This is a genomic window from Enterococcus sp. AZ084, assembly GCF_051714905.1.
Lineage (GTDB): Bacteria > Bacillota > Bacilli > Lactobacillales > Enterococcaceae > Enterococcus_B > Enterococcus_B pernyi.
This window is the reverse complement of record NZ_JBIOSS010000001.1, coordinates 958,516-977,627: the sequence shown is the minus strand read 5'-3', so window position 1 is coordinate 977,627 and position 19,112 is coordinate 958,516. Positions and strand designations below refer to the sequence as shown.

At 37.3% G+C, this 19,112-nt stretch carries 16 protein-coding genes; 3 read left to right on the top strand and 13 right to left on the bottom strand.

Annotated elements, in window-relative coordinates; all coding sequences use genetic code 11:
* Window positions 1-42 precede the first annotated feature (42 nt).
* Both IGI79_RS04585 and IGI79_RS04580 read right to left on the bottom strand, forming a co-directional pair.
* Complete coding sequence (locus IGI79_RS04585) at window positions 43-1,419, bottom strand: hemolysin family protein (protein WP_010735890.1); 1,377 nt, start codon at window positions 1,417-1,419, stop codon at window positions 43-45.
* A gap of 126 nt (window positions 1,420-1,545) precedes the next feature.
* Window positions 1,546-2,670 (bottom strand): AI-2E family transporter, encoded by a 1,125-nt coding sequence (locus tag IGI79_RS04580; RefSeq protein ID WP_023519400.1) that lies wholly within the window; start codon window positions 2,668-2,670, stop codon window positions 1,546-1,548.
* Window positions 2,671-2,805: 135 nt separating this feature from the next.
* On the opposite strand from IGI79_RS04580, the gene IGI79_RS04575 reads away from it, so the two are divergent.
* On the top strand, window positions 2,806-3,240 hold the full coding sequence (locus IGI79_RS04575; protein WP_019722746.1) for a GNAT family N-acetyltransferase: 435 nt from the start codon (window positions 2,806-2,808) through the stop codon (window positions 3,238-3,240).
* Window positions 3,241-3,300: 60 nt separating this feature from the next.
* Here IGI79_RS04575 and ntdP read toward each other — a convergent pair whose 3' ends face one another.
* From ntdP to recX, 3 genes are all read right to left on the bottom strand, one after another.
* Window positions 3,301-3,834, bottom strand: coding sequence for a nucleoside tri-diphosphate phosphatase (gene ntdP / locus IGI79_RS04570; RefSeq protein ID WP_010735893.1), 534 nt, complete (start codon window positions 3,832-3,834; stop codon window positions 3,301-3,303).
* A 92-nt stretch (window positions 3,835-3,926) separates the two neighbouring features.
* Window positions 3,927-5,111: an A/G-specific adenine glycosylase gene (mutY, locus tag IGI79_RS04565; RefSeq protein WP_010735894.1), complete on the bottom strand. Its 1,185-nt coding sequence runs from the start codon at window positions 5,109-5,111 to the stop codon at window positions 3,927-3,929.
* The gene (recX, locus tag IGI79_RS04560; protein WP_108145795.1) at window positions 5,104-5,904 is read right to left on the bottom strand and encodes a recombination regulator RecX; all 801 of its coding nucleotides are present in this window, start codon (window positions 5,902-5,904) and stop codon (window positions 5,104-5,106) included. The genes mutY and recX overlap by 8 nt, the downstream gene beginning before the upstream one ends.
* A gap of 105 nt (window positions 5,905-6,009) precedes the next feature.
* Here recX and rlmD point away from each other — a divergent pair, with 105 nt between their 5' ends.
* Complete coding sequence (gene rlmD / locus IGI79_RS04555; RefSeq protein WP_195273392.1) at window positions 6,010-7,386, top strand: 23S rRNA (uracil(1939)-C(5))-methyltransferase RlmD; 1,377 nt, start codon at window positions 6,010-6,012, stop codon at window positions 7,384-7,386.
* Between the two features lie 114 nt (window positions 7,387-7,500).
* On the opposite strand, the gene IGI79_RS04550 is transcribed toward rlmD, so the two are convergent.
* From IGI79_RS04550 to IGI79_RS04540, 3 genes are all read right to left on the bottom strand, one after another.
* On the bottom strand, window positions 7,501-8,217 hold the full coding sequence (locus IGI79_RS04550; protein WP_019722749.1) for a YcjF family protein: 717 nt from the start codon (window positions 8,215-8,217) through the stop codon (window positions 7,501-7,503).
* Between the two features lie 214 nt (window positions 8,218-8,431).
* A complete protein-coding gene (locus IGI79_RS04545; RefSeq protein ID WP_375148118.1) occupies window positions 8,432-9,040 on the bottom strand; it encodes a lytic polysaccharide monooxygenase in 609 nt (202 codons plus the stop codon).
* Window positions 9,041-9,374: 334 nt separating this feature from the next.
* Window positions 9,375-10,925 (bottom strand): fibronectin type III domain-containing protein, encoded by a 1,551-nt coding sequence (locus IGI79_RS04540; RefSeq protein WP_195273391.1) that lies wholly within the window; start codon window positions 10,923-10,925, stop codon window positions 9,375-9,377.
* A 367-nt stretch (window positions 10,926-11,292) separates the two neighbouring features.
* Between IGI79_RS04540 and IGI79_RS04535 the strand changes: the two genes are divergently transcribed.
* Window positions 11,293-11,775: a TspO/MBR family protein gene (locus tag IGI79_RS04535; protein ID WP_019722752.1), complete on the top strand. Its 483-nt coding sequence runs from the start codon at window positions 11,293-11,295 to the stop codon at window positions 11,773-11,775.
* Between the two features lie 113 nt (window positions 11,776-11,888).
* Here IGI79_RS04535 and IGI79_RS04530 read toward each other — a convergent pair whose 3' ends face one another.
* From IGI79_RS04530 to IGI79_RS04510, 5 genes are all read right to left on the bottom strand, one after another.
* A complete protein-coding gene (locus tag IGI79_RS04530) occupies window positions 11,889-13,652 on the bottom strand; it encodes a carbohydrate-binding protein (protein ID WP_195273390.1) in 1,764 nt (587 codons plus the stop codon).
* A 399-nt stretch (window positions 13,653-14,051) separates the two neighbouring features.
* A complete protein-coding gene (locus tag IGI79_RS04525) occupies window positions 14,052-15,266 on the bottom strand; it encodes an LCP family glycopolymer transferase (protein WP_195273389.1) in 1,215 nt (404 codons plus the stop codon).
* 414 nt (window positions 15,267-15,680) lie between these two features.
* Entirely contained in the window at window positions 15,681-17,153 is a 1,473-nt protein-coding gene (locus tag IGI79_RS04520) for a Mur ligase family protein (RefSeq protein WP_195273388.1), read from the bottom strand.
* A 17-nt stretch (window positions 17,154-17,170) separates the two neighbouring features.
* A complete protein-coding gene (locus IGI79_RS04515; protein WP_010735905.1) occupies window positions 17,171-17,410 on the bottom strand; it encodes a hypothetical protein in 240 nt (79 codons plus the stop codon).
* 5 nt (window positions 17,411-17,415) lie between these two features.
* Window positions 17,416-19,089 carry a hypothetical protein gene (locus IGI79_RS04510; RefSeq protein WP_108146500.1) on the bottom strand — a complete coding sequence of 558 codons (1,674 nt, stop codon included), beginning with the start codon at window positions 19,087-19,089 and terminating at the stop codon, window positions 17,416-17,418.
* Window positions 19,090-19,112 lie beyond the last annotated feature (23 nt).

Below are 19,112 nucleotides of genomic sequence, written 5' to 3'. Positions count from 1 at the left end.
TATATCCGCTCTTCGTTCCGTTAAAAGATCATCGAAGGTGCTTTATCTTCGTGGTTCGTCGTCTTCAAAATCTTTTTTGAAATAGCGACGTTCTTCTTCAGGCTCAGCTTCTATTTCTTCTGGATCATGGAAGATCACACGAATTTTGAGTACTCTAGAACCTTCCATTTCTTCAGAAATCAAGGTAATGTTTTCAACATCAAATGAAAGTTTTTCTCCTTCATCGGGAATCATGCCTAAAGCTGTGATCAAGTAGCCGGCCATCGTATCCACATCACTCATGTGGAGATTACTTTCAAACGCCTCATTGAATTCATCGATCAGCATTCGACCTTGAATGATGTATTCATAGTCACCGACTTGTTCGTAGAGATTTTCTACTTCATCTGATTCATCATCGATTTCTCCAACGATTTCTTCAAGTAGATCTTCCAATGTCACTAAACCTACGACTCCGCCATATTCATCTAATAGGATCGCCATTTGGTTTTGTGTTTTTTTCATTTCATACAATAGATCATCAATAAAAATCGTTTCTGGAACAAAAAGTGGTTCCTGCATGATTTTTTTGATTTCTAAGTTTTCGAACCCAAATTTATGGGCAGCTTTTAATAAATTTTTCGTATGAAGGATTCCGACAACTTTATCTTTGTCTTCATTATAAACAGGAATCCTTGAGTAATTCTCCGATAGTACTTCGTTGACATTTTCTTCAATGGAGTCATTAATGTCGATCATAAAAGCATCTGTTCGAGGAACCATTACTTCCCTTGCAACTTTTGTGTCTAAGGAAAAGACACCTTGAAGCATTTCCAACTCTTCGTTGTTCAATACCCCTTCGTTTTCAAGCATATACCGCATTTCGTCGCGGGTCATCTTTGAATCTTCATCGTCAAAAGTCATTGGTGTTATCCGTGCCAGTAAACTGGTAGATGCAGACAACAGCCACACGAAAGGTTTTGCTACGACACCGATCATTCGGATCATACCTGAGGTAAAATTCGCTACCTCTTCTGATTTATTCAAAGCGATCCTTTTCGGGTATAATTCTCCAAAAACAATCGAAACATAGGTCAAAATAGCCAGTACGATAATATTTGCAATACTTCTTGCTGCGGCACCGCCACCTAATAGTGGGGCTAATCTTACGGATAAAGTATTAGCTAAAGATGCACCAGATAAAATATTGACCAAAGTGATTCCTACTTGGATAGTTGATAGGAAGTTATTTGGGTTCTGCAATATTTTTAAAAGCTTTTTAGATTTAACATCTCCTTCTTCCGCTTTTTGTTCGATCCGATTTTTATTGATCGATACAACTGCAATTTCGGAAGCTGCTAAAAAAGCATTGATCAATGTCAAAATGATCAATAATAAAATTTGCGCTAACAGCGACTGACTCTCAGGGTCAGCATTCATAATCGCATTCTCTCCTTATTCATTTAAATTTTTATTTTTTTAAAGAAAAAAACGTGGCTAAAGGTAGCCACGTTAAAATGGTATCATAAAGCGATTTTCTTTGCAATAAAAATAGCCATTCGATCATTAAGATTCAAGAGTCGTCGCGATTTTTTTCTTGTTCTCGTTTTGTTTATCTTCTTTTACGATCTTGACGACATAAGAAATGATTGTTTTGCAGATCGCATAAAAAGGTACACCTAGAAAAATCCCTAGTAAACCTGCAATGTTTCCCGCAACAAGTAAAACGATAATGATCGTTAGTGGATGGATCTTCAATGATTTACCAATGACATTCGGATAAATGATATTTCCATCTAGTTGCTGAACGATCAAAACGACTACACAACATAGCAATGCTTTGAATGGATCATTGAATACTGTCACTAAAAAGGCAGGGGCTAAACCTAAATATGGGCCTAAATAAGGAATGAGGTTGGTCAATCCAGCAATTACTCCGAAAAGGAAGGCATAGTCTACGCCTAGAGCAAAGTAACCTAGAAAGGTGAATGTACCAACGAATAAGCATTCGATTGCTTGGCCACTAATATAATTAGCTAACGTTTTATTCAACTGTCCTAACAACTCAACGATTTGTTCTCTTCGTTTTTCTGGAAAGAAACGTTTGATGTTCGGCACAAGTTTTTCGCCATCTTTCAACATGTAAAACAAGATGAATGGTGCGGTAATAATAACGATGGTTGCTGAAGCAATCGTTCCAACGATCGAACCTAAGCTATTAGATAAGCCACTCAGAAATTGTTGGATGATCGTGCCATATGAAATATCCAGTTGTTCAAAATATTTATTGATATCGACATCTTTGAATACGGACCATTGTGCAACTTCTGCTAACCAAGTCTCTACTTGGCGAATAAAGTTCGGCGTGTTAGAGGCCAAGGAAGATATTTGTTGGACTAAACTTGGGATGACACTTAACAAGATCCAGACCAGAGCGGCAACTAACAATAACAGTACAATTGCTACTGCCCAGATCCGTTTCATTTTTGTTTTCATCAATAATCCAACGATTGGATTCAAAATATAATATAAAAAACCAGCAATCAAAACTGGTGCAAATAATGTGGAGAAGAATGTCCCGATTGGTTGGAAGACAAAGCTGATTTTCGAGGAGACTAAGATCAATGTTGCTAAAATCAGCAATTCAAATGACCAGAACATCAACTTTGATTGTTTTAACTTATCGAACAAATAATTCACTTCTTTCCTTTTTTATGATAGTATATAACATTCTTTTGAAAAAATCTGTTATTTTTGATTTTATTTTATGCACTTTCCATTCCGATCACTTTACAGTATACTACTGAAAAGAAAGGTGGCTGTTTGATGAAAGTAGTTCATACAAAAGATACGATGAGTCCGATCTATCTCGATGCTGTACGTATCAGAAACCAGGTCTTCGTTGTCGAGCAAGGTGTTCCCTTTGAGAGAGAAATCGATCAGGATGAGGCGCATTGTATCCATTTCGTCCTTTATACAGATGCACAGGAGGCGCAAGGTACTGTTCGTTTACTGCCACTCGAAAATGGCCAGATAAAAGTCCAACGTATGGCAATCCTTGCTGAATACCGTCAACAAGGTTTGGGGCAAGTCTTGCTAAGAGAAGCAGAGGCTTTTGCTAAAAACCAAGGCTTTGATACGATCAAATTAGGCGCTCAACTGACCGCTATTCCTTTTTATGAGAAGCTTGATTATCAAGCCTACGGTGAAGTCTTCGAAGATGCGGGCATCCAACATCTCAACATGAAAAAAAACTTGTGAAGCATCCAAGTAAAAACAGTAAGCAAGATGAAGATTCCTTCACTTACTTACTGTTTTCGTTTACTTTTGCGACAATTGCTTGTAACGGTCATACCAAATATCAATATAGCCTTCTGAGAATGGGCCATCTCCATTATTGATCCAGTCAACCAAAATCTTCACGTTTTCTTTTAAAATGAAGTCAATATCACTTGGATAATTCATCATTTGACTGTGCATTTCATATTCATCGACATCTAACAAGCGCTTCTCGCCATCAGGAAAAACCTTGATATCTAAGTCATAATCAATATATTTTAATGCTTCATCATCTAATAAAAAAGGTGAAGCCAGATTACAATAATAGGAAACCCCCTTTTCTCTGATCATTGCTATTACATTGAACCAGTATTTTTTGTGAAAGTATACAATCGCTGGTTCTCGCGTCACCCAACGTCGTCCATCAGACTCTGTTACAAGAGTATGATCATTGACACCGATCATTGAATGTTCGCTTGTTTTCAATACCATGGTATCGCGCCACGTTCGATGCAATTTGCCGTCGTGTTTATAACTTTGGATCGTTACAAACTCTCCTTCTTTTGGAACTCCCATCGCAATCCTTCCTTAGCAACATTTTGTGCTTTGTGTTGGGGTGTTCATTACACCGACATCGTAATTATTATAGCAATAAAAATCATCTTTGCCTAGAAAGGATTACTATTGTTTCGATTTTTATCCAACTGCTCGACTAGCTTCATTTGTACTTTTGGGAAAACCACTTGTTCAAATGCTTCTGGTATCAGCCACTGCGTCTGTTTGCCAGTCTCAGATAGGTCTTTTTCAGTCTTAGGCAACCGACCATAAAACAATAAAACATGCCATTTCAAATGACTGAAGATATGCGTCACTTCCCCTAGATGCCGTTTTTGCCATACGATTTTGTCCGCATGAGCAAAAGGCAATACTGAAGCACCTTCTTCAGCGACTAAAACCTCATCGAACAAACTGATTTCGTTCTTAGGTTGCCAGTCTGCTTCTAGTTTTTCGTATACCTCTTTCGTTACTTCTACCATCGGAAATGTCCACATATCAGCCAGTAATTTTTGTTGATCTCGTTGTTCAAAATAAAATGCACCTTCTGCGTTTTCAATCGCTGCACAAACATAATAAACATCTCGAGGCTTTGCTTTTTTTGTTTTGACAGGATAGGCGGTTTGAATCCCTTTTTCTTTTGCTAAACAAAATGCTTGGATTGGGCATTCCTCACATTTAGGCGAGGTCGGCGTGCAGATTGCTGAGCCAAGATCCATCAATGCTTGATTGAACTCACCCGGATGCTCTTCGTCAATGATTTTCCGCATGGCTTGATCAAACACTTTGCGACTCGATGCTTTCGCAATATCTTCTTCAATACAGAACAGCCGACTAACCACACGCATGACATTTCCATCGATCGCTGGTTCAGGTAGCCCAAAAGCAATACTTGCGATTGCCCCTGTCGTATAAGGACCGATCCCTTTTAATGTACTGATTTCTTCCGGTGTTCGTGGCATCTTTCCGTCAAAATCTTCCATGATTTGTTTTGCAGCAGCTTGAATATTTCTGGCCCGTGAGTAGTAACCTAAGCCTTCCCAAGCTTTCAACAGTTTTTCTTCGGGTGCTTGCGCCAACGCTTCGATGGTTGGAAACCACTCCATAAAGCGATAAAAATAATCAATGACTGTATCGACTCTGGTTTGTTGCAACATGATTTCTGATATCCAAATACGATAAGGGTCTTGATTGTAACGCCAAGGGAGATTTCTCTTTTCAAGCTCATACCATTCAATAAAACGTTCTTGAAATTCTTTTGTTTTTTCTAAGGACCAGTTTTCCCATTCTCTACTCACTTGCTTCTTCTTCCTTTTCTAAAATAAAGCGCTGGATCATCTCAAAATCAAAGCCTTTTTGATAGAGACTCTGCTTTACTTTCATCTTTCTCTTTTGAGGTTCAAAGCGACTATTCTTACGCCAGATCTTCTCTCCTTGTTGTACTAAAAGCTCATATTCAACTTCTGGATCAGTTTCTTGAGGTAAGGTTTGCATCGCTTCTTGGATCACATCATTGGTAAATCCTTTTGTCATCAATTTCTGTTGGATATTCCGTAATAGATCCTTTTGACTTTTGGCACGATTTTTTTCGTAAGTCTTTTCCGCTGTTTGCCGTGCATTTTCTACTTGCTCTTCAAATGGGTACTGGCTTAAAGACTGCTCGATCACTTCTGGTGAGAGCCCTTTTTGTTGCATTTGTTGTGCTAATTTTTTTGGTCCCTTGTCACTCAAACGCATATTCGTTCGCACGTAACTTTCACCAAAAGTCAAATCATTTACTAAACCTAGTTCTTTTAATTTTTCAACGATTTTATGTCGATCTTCCTGCCCGATCTCTTTATCTTTTAAATAGATCCGAATCTCTTTTTCTGTTCGGAGTTGGTAACTCAAATAATTCAATGCTTGTTGTAAACCAAAATCATACCCTGTACTTTTTTTGATTTCTGCTAATTTATCTTTTGTTAATTCTTGCCCTTTTAATAAACGATAGCGTACTAAAATATCTTCTGAGACTTGTAGTACTTCGCCATCCGATAGATCAACTTGATAAAAAGGCCCTTTGCCTTTACTGATTCTTGTGATAGAAAGCAACTTATCCCTCCTCGAACATATATTCCTATCATAACATAGAAAATCCCCAACTTTCGCTATAATATGGTAGAATATAGCCACATAATGATAAAAAGGGAGATACCTATGCCAGAAGCAATTGTTAAAAACGGCCAAACGATCACATTAAAAATCAAACGTTTAGGGATCAACGGAGAAGGAATCGGCTATTTTAAACGCATGATCGTCTTTGTTCCGTATGCCCTTCCGAAAGAAGAAGTCGTAGTAAAAATCACTAAAGCAACTCCTCGCTATGCAGAAGGACAATTGGTCAAAGTCAAAAAAACGAGTACTGACCGCGTGACTGCTCCGTGTCCAGTCTACTATGAATGTGGCGGTTGCCAATTGCAGCATTTAGCGTACCATGCACAACTCGATTTCAAAAAAGATTTGCTTTTACAGTCCTTAGAAAAATTCAAACCCGCCGGTTATCGTGAGTATCCACTTTTACCAACGATTGGAATGGAGGATCCATGGCGTTACCGGAACAAAGCGCAATTTCAATTGAGAAAAAATAAACAGACAGACAAAATCGAAGCTGGACTCTATCAAGCCAATTCTCATGACTTAGTGGCAATTACTGATTGTTTAGTGCAAGAGCCTGCGACACAAAAAGTGATGAATACAGTCGTCGATTTATTGAATAAATATGATTTACCGATTTATGATGAACGTGCGGATAGCGGAATTTTCCGCACGATCATGGTTCGAGTGGGTATACAGACAGGTGAGCTTCAAGTTGTCTTTATCACCAGGAGTCAAAAATTCCCACAAAAAAATGCCCTGATTCGTGAGATCAATCAGCAACTCCCTGAAGTCGTTTCGATCATGCAAAACGTGCAACCTTTAAAAACCTCCCTCGTGATGGGTGACGAAACAAAACACCTTTGGGGAAAAGAAGCCATTGAGGAACGGATCAATGAAGTAACTTTTGATCTTTCACCTCGTGCCTTTTTCCAGTTGAATCCTCAACAAACAGAAGTCTTATACGGTGAGGGAATCAAAGCTTTAGCCATCCAACCAGAAGAAACGATCGTAGATGCTTATTGTGGTGTTGGGACAATTGGTTTGAGTGTGGCAAACAAAGCAAAAGAAGTACGCGGAATGGATACCATCCCCCAAGCCATTTCAGATGCACAGAAAAATGCACAACGATTAGGCTATGAGAATACTCGTTATGAAGTGGGTACGGCAGAAGAGCTCTTACCAAAGTGGTTGAATGAAGGCTTTCGTCCGGATGGGATCATCGTTGATCCGCCACGTACTGGTTTGGATGAGCAGTTGATCCAAGCAATTTTAAAAAATCCACCGCAAAAATTAGTTTATATTTCTTGCAATGTTTCGACTTTAGCAAGGGACCTCGTCCAATTAGCGAAAGTATTTCACGTCGAGTATCTACAGTCTGTCGACATGTTCCCTCAGACAGCACGTTGTGAAGTCGTCGTGAAATTAACAAAAAAATAATTCAATAGCGCCAGCCAGAATCCTTATAAAAAATAAGCATTTTCCTCTACTTAATAGTCAAAACTATTTCCGAGGTCAATGCTTATTTTTTATCCGATGATTTCTGATTAAACCTTATTTCATTTGTTTTTTTCGTTTCAATAAAGTAAAAAGTGTTTGAACTTGCCCTTTGAAAGACATGACATCATCAAAAATATCTTCGCCATCATTCAACATTTTTACTGTGATCCAGCCTAATGATTCGGTGATCGTACTAGCGACTGTTGCGTTGATCGCTGCACCAGCCACTGTACCTACTGCCGGAATGATCTTAATGATATTCCCTACTGCACTTCTACCTAAACTAACAACGATCAACTCTTTTGAGACACTTTTACCTAATGATTCAGACCATGATTGTCCAAATAACTTGTGGAGACGTCCCATCATCGTTAACTGAACTGGTACAAGTAAAAAAGCATCTGAAAAAGGGATCGGTGAACAACCGATGATCGCCGCTGTCAAAGAGGCCGCATGAATCGTTGCATGGCATTTTCTACGTAAAGGTTCATCTACCCCTTTTAAGAATTCTTCAAATAAACGATCGAATTGTGTTTTGCTCTTTGCTAATGTTTGTTCCGCTTTGCTTTTTGACGAATCAAAATTTCGTAAAATAGCTGCGGATGTTTTTTGAGGGAGTCTTTTCATTGTTTCAGCGAAAAATGAAGCAAATTCTTTTTGTTCCTCAGGTGTTTGCTCCAATGTTTCTTCTACTTTTGTTTCTTCGTTTTCGATTACAGTATCTTCAATCGATTCTTTGTTTTTCTTTTTTTTCCGTAAAAATTTTTTCATTTGATTTCCTCCGTAACCCTTCCCTTTTGGTATCCTTATTTCTATCATACAATACAACCTGAAGTTCGCCAAAAAATGGGATCATCATCGAACCTCGTCCTATTGATTTTAAATGGTTCGAACATACAAATAAACACCCATGAAGTGAAAATGAGAGTCACTTCATAGGTGTTCTTTATATGATCAGTTAAAAAGGTTTCTCTTCAAGGTTTTTCTATTGAACATTGACATCAATTACTTGATAGAACGCATTTGTTGTATCTGAAATATTCCAAACAGCTAAAATCACGTTGTAGCCTTTTCTATCTTGAGGAACAGTAATTGTTTGATTTACTGTTTTTGGCGGAACTGTTGCTTTATCATCGATTTTTGTAATCAATTCAAAATCGCTGAATTTCAAAGGTTGATTTTGGTTCCAACCTGGTTTTGTAATATAGTAATCCCAAGTACTTGTACGATGTTGTGCAGTTAAGTTCCAAGTGATATTCAAAGGACCAGCATTAATTACACTTTTATGCCAACGATTTGCTGTCTGTTCATCTAATGGTTCAAACCCACTAACACCTGCACTTGCGATTTTTCCATCAATAAATGTATTTTTAGGCGCTTCAATACTTTGTGGTTCCCATTGTGCGCGCCCAACGTTTTGATTTAAATTACCTGCAGCTGCTGTACCGAAATAGGCACGACTCCCTGGAGATGTTACATAACCATGTGCATAACCAGATGTACCAAAACCAAACAAACCTAACATAACAATTCCTACGAACATCATAACACTAAACTTTTTCATAACTGAACCTCCTATATTTGATAGGTTCATTGTAAACGTTTTCTAAAATAAAAACAAACGTTATGCTTTTATAACTTTATTGCAGATAAGCTAATTTAAAACATCTAATAAAAAGATTGATTTAATAGGTTTTAACTAGCAATAAGGATAGTTAACCACCTAAATGTTTCTATTGTACACTTAATATTTTCTTAATATTTCAATATACATATTGTTTTTTCAACAAAAAGAAGAGAGCTTATTTAAGACTCTCTTCTTTTACACATCTATATAAATAATAACTTAAATATCATTTTACAATACAAGTTATTAATAATTTTTACGATTTATCATTTTATCTATGGAGTAATAAGAAATCGCCGGATTATTTAGTCACAAGTCTCCATGGACCATAAGGACCAGATTCACTCGGAATATCATTTTGTGTCCAATGTCTCGCTTCATAGATCAGCCCTTCATATGTAACACGCTCTCCACCTAAGTAAACTGTTGCAGGGTCCCAAGCGGGTAGAGTAGATTCTGATTCTTCAAGCGTAGTAAAAGTATAAGTTGCTGCATCCGAAACATTTCCAGAACGGTCTTCTGCAATCACTTCAACTGTGTAAGTCGTATTACTCTTCAAGTTTTCAAAGGTATGAGAAACAGCCATTGTTGTCGCTGATACTGTTTCGCCTGCACCAGTTAATTTAAGGTTATAACGAGCAATGCGGTCATTATCCGTTGATGCCGTCCAATTGATACGCGCACGCTGTGTCGTAATGAAATCTGAACCTACATTTGTCGGTGTTGATGGATTTTGTGTATCTTCAGGCATCTCAGAACCATCTGTAAATCTTTGACCCACAGTTAAGAATTCATATTGATTTTTCACTTGCCCTTGTCCGCCATCTACTTTGGCATCACGATTCATTGACCAGTATGAGACCATACCGATTTTGCGTTCTTTGGCATGTTGTACAACTAAGTTGAACATATCTGTTGTAAAGTAAGGATGTTGTTCATTTTCAAATCCTACAGAAGGAGTCGTACCTAATTTTGCATAAGCTTGCTCATCCGTTAATGTTTTACCAGCGTATTGTTTGTAGTGATTTTTCAATTGGACCATTGTATTGTCTACCGCATCTAACGAACCTTGTGCATAGTCTGTAACACTTGATCCATAACACATCGTCATGATATTCACGTTAGTTAAGTCAACACCCGCTTCTAAATAAGCTTGCAAGACAGATAATCCTGTTGAGATCAATCCTGTAGGCATAACTGGTAATGTCAACGTCACATCAACCCCAGTTGCATCTTGTAATCGTTTTACTGCTTTCGCATTTGCTAAATTTTCGTGGTACCCCATAGCAGCAGCTTCTACGTCAAAGTCAATACGTGTAAAACCATAACCTTGGATAACTTCCATGTAAGCATCATAAAGCATATCTTCATCTTGCGTTACTTCCCAGAAGGCACCAGAATTTAATCCGCCAAATGACACAGCTGCATCTCCGCCTACTTCTCTTAACTCACGGATCGATTGCTTGATTCCTTCATATTGCCATTGGTCACTATCACTTTCACTCAATCCATTGAAGCTTCCCCAAGCCCAATCAAGTTTCCCATTTTTGATCCCTCTAGCTTGCATAAACCCTAGATTAAAGAAACGCTGACCTGTTTCTCTAGCAATTGCTGCCATATTCAAGGCACCTTTATTTGACAGCACTTCATCTGAAGTATACGCCGTGATATCTACGAATGGCGCTACGACTTGTTCTGGCCACTCGATTCCTTGACCTACACCAAAATCAGGTGTTGCGCGAACTGTTTGCTCTGTTGCCGCTCCTTGCTCTTCATTTAAAAACAACGGTGCAACTAATAAGCTACACAAAGCTGCTCCAGCTAATAATCTTTTTATACTTTTTTTCTTCATTTTTTCAAACTCTCCCCATTCAACTAATTCATTTCCCTTGTTCGTAATCGATTACAAATTTTATAATATCAGATAACTCAAAATAATATAACAAAAACAAAAAAGAAATTAAGGTTATTTAATCGTTTTATCTCCGTTTTATAGTTAAATAAAAAAGTAAAAACAAAAATGATCGGTATTGCAACAACGTTTAAAAATCAACCTAAAAAAGCTTTTATCACCGATTTAATCACCTCGTCACTAATTTATTTCGGTCAATATGTACGCTATATTAACATTTTTTTAAATAACTCAACAAATCGCAAGTCATAAATAGGTGCTGTTATAAATAATTATGTTAAACTGTCTAAAGAAAGGAGTTTTTGTTATGGTATACACTATCAATCGATTAAAAGATTATCGTTTGTGGGTTTGCATTATCGGAATCGTTGCTTTGGGATTTTTATCTGGCATTCTTAGCGGCAATCCAGGAAAATATTATTACTCGTTACAACTCCCAGCTTTTGCACCACCTAGTTGGATTTTCGGTCCTATGTGGACGATCCTCTATATTTTAATAGGCATTTCTTTGTACTTCATTTTAAATACACAAAATCAAAAACACCGCACTAGACTATTGTGGCTCTTTACAATTCAATTCATCTTCAATCTTCTATGGTCAGCTTTATTTTTCAATGTGCAAAATACTATGATTTCTGCTATCGATATCACTTTATTAATGATTTTTCTAACAGCTTTAGTCTATCATTTATGGCTGCACAATCGCACAGCAATGTGGTTGACGATCCCTTACTATTTATGGGTATTTTTTGCATCTATCTTGAATTACGCGATTTTTATTTTGAATTAATCGATAGGTTTTAACTAATAACAACGTATTAGAATGAATCACACAACAATGATTTAAAAAAGCTACGTGATCGCTCACGTAGCTTTTTTATACGATTCTATTATTCGAATGTTTTATCCAACCTGTTTCCAAGGACCGTACAATCCAGCTTCGCTTGGCTTGTTGTTTTGTGTCCAATATTGCGCTTCATAAACGATCCCATTATACGTCACTCGATTTCCTTGTACATAAACTTTATTCGCTTCCCACGCGGCGATCTCATCGCCACCTTCTGGTGTTCCTGAAATCAATTCCCAAGGACCATATTGGCCTGACTCGCTCGGTACATTGTTTTGCGTCCAATGCTTAGCGCGGTATAAAGCACCTTTATAAGATACAACTTCTCCACCTAAATAAACCTTTGTCGCCTCCCATGCAGGTGCCTCTCCTGGTTCGCCAGGTTCTCCCGGCTCCTCTGGATCTACTACATCCGCTAAAGTTGTGAATGCAACTTTTGCCGTATCCGAAATATTTCCAGAACGATCTTCTGCATTAATTTCTACAGTATATCCTGTATCGGCTTTTAAGTTTGCAAACGCGTATGAAAGAGAAGTAGTGGTAACATTGATCGTTTGTCCATTCCCTACTAATCTCACGTTATATTTTGCCACACGGTCATTGTCAGTCGCCGCCGTCCAGTTGATATGCGCACTATTTTTTGTAATGTCCCCAACAGAAAGATTTGTCGGAACAGATGGTTTTTCTTTATCTTCCGGAGTTTCGCTTCCGCCGCCCTCATTACCTTCAGCAAATGCTTCACTCACTTTTAAGAATTCAAATTGGTTCTTTATTTGTCCTTGTCCACCATCTGTTTTTGCATCACGGTTCATCGACCAATAAGAAACCATACCAATTTTACGTTCTCTTGCATGTTCGACAACTTGATTGAACATTTCTGTCGTGAAGTACGGATGTTGTTCGTTCTCAAAACCAATCGAAGGAGTTGTACCTAATTTTGCATACGCTTCTTCATCAGTCAAAGTGATACCAGCATATTGGCGATAATGATTCTTCAATTGGACCATTGTATTGTCGACTGCATCTAATGATCCTTGTGCATAATCAATGACGCTTGGACCATAACACATCGTCATAATATTGACATTGGTCAAATCGACACCTGCTTCTAAATAAGCTTGCAATACGGATAGTCCAGTCGAAATCAAACCAGTCGGCATAACTGGTAATGTCAACGTTACTTGTACTCCTGTAGTATCTTGTAGTCGTTTGACTGCTTTCGCATTGAGTAAGTTTTCTGCATAGCCCATCGCCCCTGCTTCCACGTCAAAATCTACACGAGTAAAGCCATATCCTTGAACCACTTCCATATAAGCATCATAAAGCATATCTTCATCATGGCTGACTTCCCAGAAAGCACCTGTGTTCAGTCCACCAAATGAAACAGCAGCATCTCCACCAACCGCTCTTAATTCACGGATCGTTTTTTTGATACCTTCATATTGCCATTGATCACTGTCATTCTCACTCAATCCGGCAAATCCGCCCCATGCCCAATCGATCTTACCATCTTTGATTCCTTTCGCTTGCATGAATCCTAAATTAAAGAATTTTTGCCCAGTTTCCTTTGCAATTGCCGCTAGATTCAACGCGCCATTATTCGACAACTCTGTACCTGATGTATAAGCTGTCATATCAACAAATGGTGCAACGACTTGTTCTGGCCATTCAATACCTTGACCGACACCAAAATCAGGCGTTGTTTTGATTGTTTGTTCTGTTGCTGTACTTTGTTGTTCATTCAAAAACAAAGGTGCTACTAGCAGACTGCATAATGCAGCGCCAGCCAATAATTTCTTTAGACGAACATTTCTTTTCATTAGTATGTATATCCCCCATCAACAATTTTATCTCGTGCTATGTATTTTCCTCTTGCACAACGATATCATAACAAATAAAAATCAAAAATATAACATTTTTAAATAAGAATTAGTGTTTTTTTATTTCGAGTATAAAAATAAAAATATATAAAACTACTCGGTTTTGAATAAATCAACATAAAAAAATCTAATAAACAAACATTTTCAAGACATTTCTGTAATCAAATAAAATCTATCTATCATTTTAAATTATTTTCCGTTATAAGAAAAACACTTAAAACAAAATAAAAATAACATAACTAAAAAAACCAAAAAAAATATCGAAATTTAAGGATGTATCCTTAAATTTCGATATCTACTCGTTTTATTTATTGTTTGAATCATAAGAACAAAGCTTTGTTAATAGCCATTGCCTGTCCAAGTCTCTGTGCTTTGATCATTTTGTTGACCGCTATATGGGTCATAATATTGTTGCTGGTTATACTGATTTGGGTCGTAGTATTGAGAGGTGTCTTCTGAATAGACCGACTGCTGACCGTACCCATCGGTGCCATATTGATTGTACGTATCTTGTGAATACTCAGATGTCTCACCGGTTGTGGTATTAGCAGCGGTATCTCCTTCACCATTTTCTGAGTCATCATAAAACATCATATAGGCATTATCATTTTTTAAGTTAGGCAACGTATCACTTGGCTTGATCTCTAATTGTTTTTTCAATTGATTTTGGATCGATAATAAGTCATTTTGACCTAGTATTTGGTAGTACACATCATTGATCGTTGTGTCTTTTCCTTTTAGCTGATCTTGCTTGATTGTTTGGAAAGCGGAGGTATAATTCGTTGCGATATCTAGCATATCGTCCCAATCCAAATCAGTTGTCACATTGTTACCTGCCGCATCTAAAAGTTTTCGATAATTGCTAACGCCATCAAGACTGACTACTTTATTGACGATTTTCGTCACAACTTCTCGTTGACGTGCTTGTCGGCCGATATCACCTTCAGGATCTTCATGCCGCATTCTTGCATATGCCAACCCTGTTTCACCATCAACTGTTTGTTTTCCTTCTGGAACATGGACACCATCTAGAGTAAAGTCGATTTTATTGTCGATCTCAATCCCACCTACTGCATCGATCAAGTCCTTCATACCATCCAAATTGATTGTGACATAGTGGTCAATAGGGATATCAAGTAATTGTTCGATCGAATCCATTGCCATCTCTACGCCACCAAATGCATAGGCATGGTTCAACTTATCGACCGTCCCATAACCGACGATATTCGTATAGATATCTCGATCCAAGCTAATGATCGTTGATTTCTTCTGTTGTGGATTGACGGTCACGACCATCATCGTATCGGATCTCCCTTGTTCTGTTCGCCCAAGGCCTCCTGTATCTAATCCTAATAATAATACTGAAAAGGGTTCTTGATCATCAATACTTACTCGATCGTCACGTTTTGCTGATACACGATCAGATTGTTTTGAAATCCGATTGACTGTTTGGCTCGCCTCTCCCATAAACTTGATTCCATAAGCTGAAACTCCGCCGATGAGAAGTACGATTATTCCCAACAAAGTCAATATCACTTTTTGCCACCGCTTCATACTACACCTCTATCATACATATTCTTGATTATTCTCTCATACACCCAATCATTCAGCAATCCAACTACTTAATCCTAATAAAACTTTAAAAAATAGTGTTTTTCTTCGTGATTCATATGTATTTTTTGTAAAATTCTTAATTATCATACCATAGGGCGCATAAACAGAAAAGAAAGAAAGCGATTCTTTTTATACGTTTTATTGGATTTTTATGATTTTTTGTTCAATAAATCAAAAAAACTAGTTTTTTTAACTTTGTTTATGCCTTCCTATTAAGCATTTCCAGCAAAAAAAAGCGGAGAAATCAGGAAATGAAACAACTTCTCCGTTCTCTCCGTCTTTTTTTATTTGTTATAAGTGATTGTTCAAGTAAATGTTGTTAAAACGTTCTAGCAGCTCCCCTTATGCGAGAGCTCACACCATTTCTTTCAAAGAAAACTGACGAATATATCTATCGATCTCATGGAAATCGCTACCTGTGACTGACCCCTTTGCCAAAATGATACTATCATTCGTCAAATGCTGTTCGATATTTTGTGTTAATTCGGGTAACGTTTCAAACCATTCGTATTTCTGGTCATTTTTACTTTGTTCATTGAATAATTCTCTGAAATGTCCCCCATAGCCATAAATATGATCTGCTGGTACGTCTGTTAATGCCTCCATCACCTGCTGATGGACATTTGCAGAAGCATTTCCTAAATCCGCGATTTGACCTAGAACCAATATCGATTTTCCATTATAAAATGGGCGTACTGCTTTAAAGTAGTCGATTGCATTTTTCATAGAGGGTAATGACGCATTGTGTGTATCATCAATAAAAGTGAAAGAAGGTTCATTTGGATAAACATGTTTTTCTAAAATTTTAGGTAATGGCTTGAATGTCTCGAAGGTGGTAAGATAAGCTGAAACATCTCCTTTGATTTTCCAAATGGCTATCAGCGTTGCCAAAGCATTGGAAATCATCCCAGAAGATGGAACACTGAGACGGATCTTGAACTCTTGTTCAAAAAAATGGATACCTACTTCACAAAACTCTTTTTTCTGTTCAATGGACAAGACATAGACATCTCTACTTGTATCATATAGCGAATAAGTAAAAATTTCAGTTGTTTTCTTTTCGGCTGCTTGAATAAGTATAGCTAACTCTTCAGCACCCATGTCGGTGTTGATGATTGCTGTACCATTCTGTTTTAAACCGTCAAAGATTTTTGATTTGTAGTAAGCGACATTCTTAGTTGTTTTTAAGGAACTAAGATGTGCTTCACCTATCGAAGTCACGATGGCTATATCGGGTTGTATTAGACTAGACATTGAACCCGTATCATACGTATTCAACGCATTGAGAGATACTTCAAGGTTCAATAAGTCAAAATCCCCTACTAACTGACTTAAATAAAGAGGAATCGCAAATCTCACATTATGATTTCCACGATTTTCTAGAACTTTTTCTTCTTTGAATGCATGGGTGATCATCATACGTGTAGATGTTTTTCCAGCAGAACCAGTAATCGCAATCACCGGTTTTTTGAACGATTGCCGCATTTGATTGGCAAATTCCAATAAGAAACGCCAGCTATCTTGGACAATGAATTGCGGTGTCGTCACACGCGGGTCTTCGATTGGATGTTCTGTGACAATCAAAGCAAATTGATTTTCCTTGCCTTTGATTTGTTCATTTCCATCCGCCCATTTGACTGGACGCATTTGATTGATATATTGACGCCGTTCATTTGTTATACAGACAAATAATGTTTTAGAATAATCTTTCGTACGTTTAAGATGTCCAGAAAAGTACTCAAGTTGATTGATCTCCTGATCCAAACTAGCATACTTTTTAAAATATGAACCTTCGATATCACTAAGTAATTGCTTGATCGTATTCATCTTTCCACCTACTTTATTTACCATTTTCCACGCTTAGGTCTTGCTTGATTGACATATCTTCTTGCTTTTTGATCAATTCGCTTAGGCGAGTCATCGGCATCAACTTCCCAAGGGTAAAGTCCTTCTTCATTTTTCTCGTATTGGCTCAGATCCGTCTCTAGCGATTCTGTTTGGTGATGTTTTTTCTTTTTTATACGATAACCTAAATAGGAAATCCCGATCAATGCCAATGCTGCAAAACGAATAAATGCAACCATCTTATTCACTCCTTTTTATAGTGGCTTTGATAATTGATCAATCCTGACAAAAAATGTTCTGCATCATCGATCCGCATACGAAAACGATCATGCCTTGCAAAAAAACCATAGCTGATACGAACTGGTTTTTTAAAGAAAAGCGCATATTCTGGAAACATGACTCCTGTTTTGATTTCATGAGAAACACGCTTCTTCATCACTGTATCGATTCTTTCCTTTACTTCAATGAAATCATTTTGCGTATTGAAAAGTTCATTTTTTAGTTCACTATGTTCCAGTTTCCTCATCATTTTGGACGCTGCCACAAGTAATTCAAGCATTGTCGGATAGGCAGTGTCTCTCTGCTCAATAAAGTTGATATTTTCAAGAGCATTTTTGATTCCAAAACGATAATAGTCAATTTTTTGTTTATATTTTAGCATCTCGTTTGTCGCATAACTCAACCAATGATCGTGATATTTTTGATAATCTTCCGTGACAAAATGTTCCATCAAGATTTCACACGTACTAAAAATCTTAGGATCATTAAGAATCTCATACGCTCTTAACAAAGAAAACAAGGCTTCCCCATCATAATAAATGATTCGAAAATGCTCTTTGACCGTCAATTGTTTATCCAGGACATGGATTGTTTGGTTGTCTATTGAGAGAAATTTCCTAGAAATCGTATCAACAAGTTGTTTCAAGTATTTTTTATAAAAAACGTCCTCGGATACTTGGACATATTTTGCGATTGCTAAAATTGCAGTTGCTTGGGCACCTAATTTGTATTCAATCTCTTTATTGAAAAAGTCTTTGACCAAAAAGTATCCCTGTTCATTCGTTGTTAAGTTTTCGATACCCCAAGCAAGACCTTTTTCTGCCTGTAGCAACAGTTCATGGTCTGAGAAATACTCAGCAGCTTCAATTAACGCATATAATGAAGAGAAATGTCTGACTGAATTATAGCCCTTGATTAATTGATCATAACAAGGATAATAACCGTAGATAAACTGTCCAGTGTCAGTTAGCTGTCCTTTTAGATACTTACTTCCTTCTCTTATGACGGAATCAGTCACTTCATTTAAAGACTCTTCAGTGATCCTTCTCACCTGATTTCCATTTCCGTAATCTTCAAGCTTGATTACTTGATTGTTTTCAATATAATAAGCTGTTGTCTTAAAAAGATAAACGTTTGAGCGCGCTAAGTAACTTAAACCCGCCTCTTCTCGATTATATTTACGTTTCACATATCCTCGAAAATTCTGTGGGTCAATTTGTAGATTCGGATGATTTTTGCCAACAATATGTGTTTTAGCCGGTTTGATAATGGCATTTCCTACTAATTCTTCTTTTAAAAAAGATCGTTTCCTTATTCCATCAAATCGTACATTAAAATCTATATAATTATTGCGCTTGATTTTTTTTAATTTTTGGTTCAACAAGTCGAAGTCTATTTTTTCTTCTTCGGTTACAAGATCCACTCTTAAATAAGAGTTTTTGTCCCATTGATTCGTTTGATAAGCAGTTACGATATTATTCCAAAGTTGAGAGATGTTTTTCCCATAAAACTCCATCGTTTTTCCACGTTCTTTGTTTTCACCAGTAGTAATGATAGCTGTTTTTCTCTCTGTTTCCATTCCTGTAGTATCCAAGATATCTTTAAGTATCGAGAGTTTATTACGCGTCTGCACTAGCATCATATCACCTCTATCAGAAATAG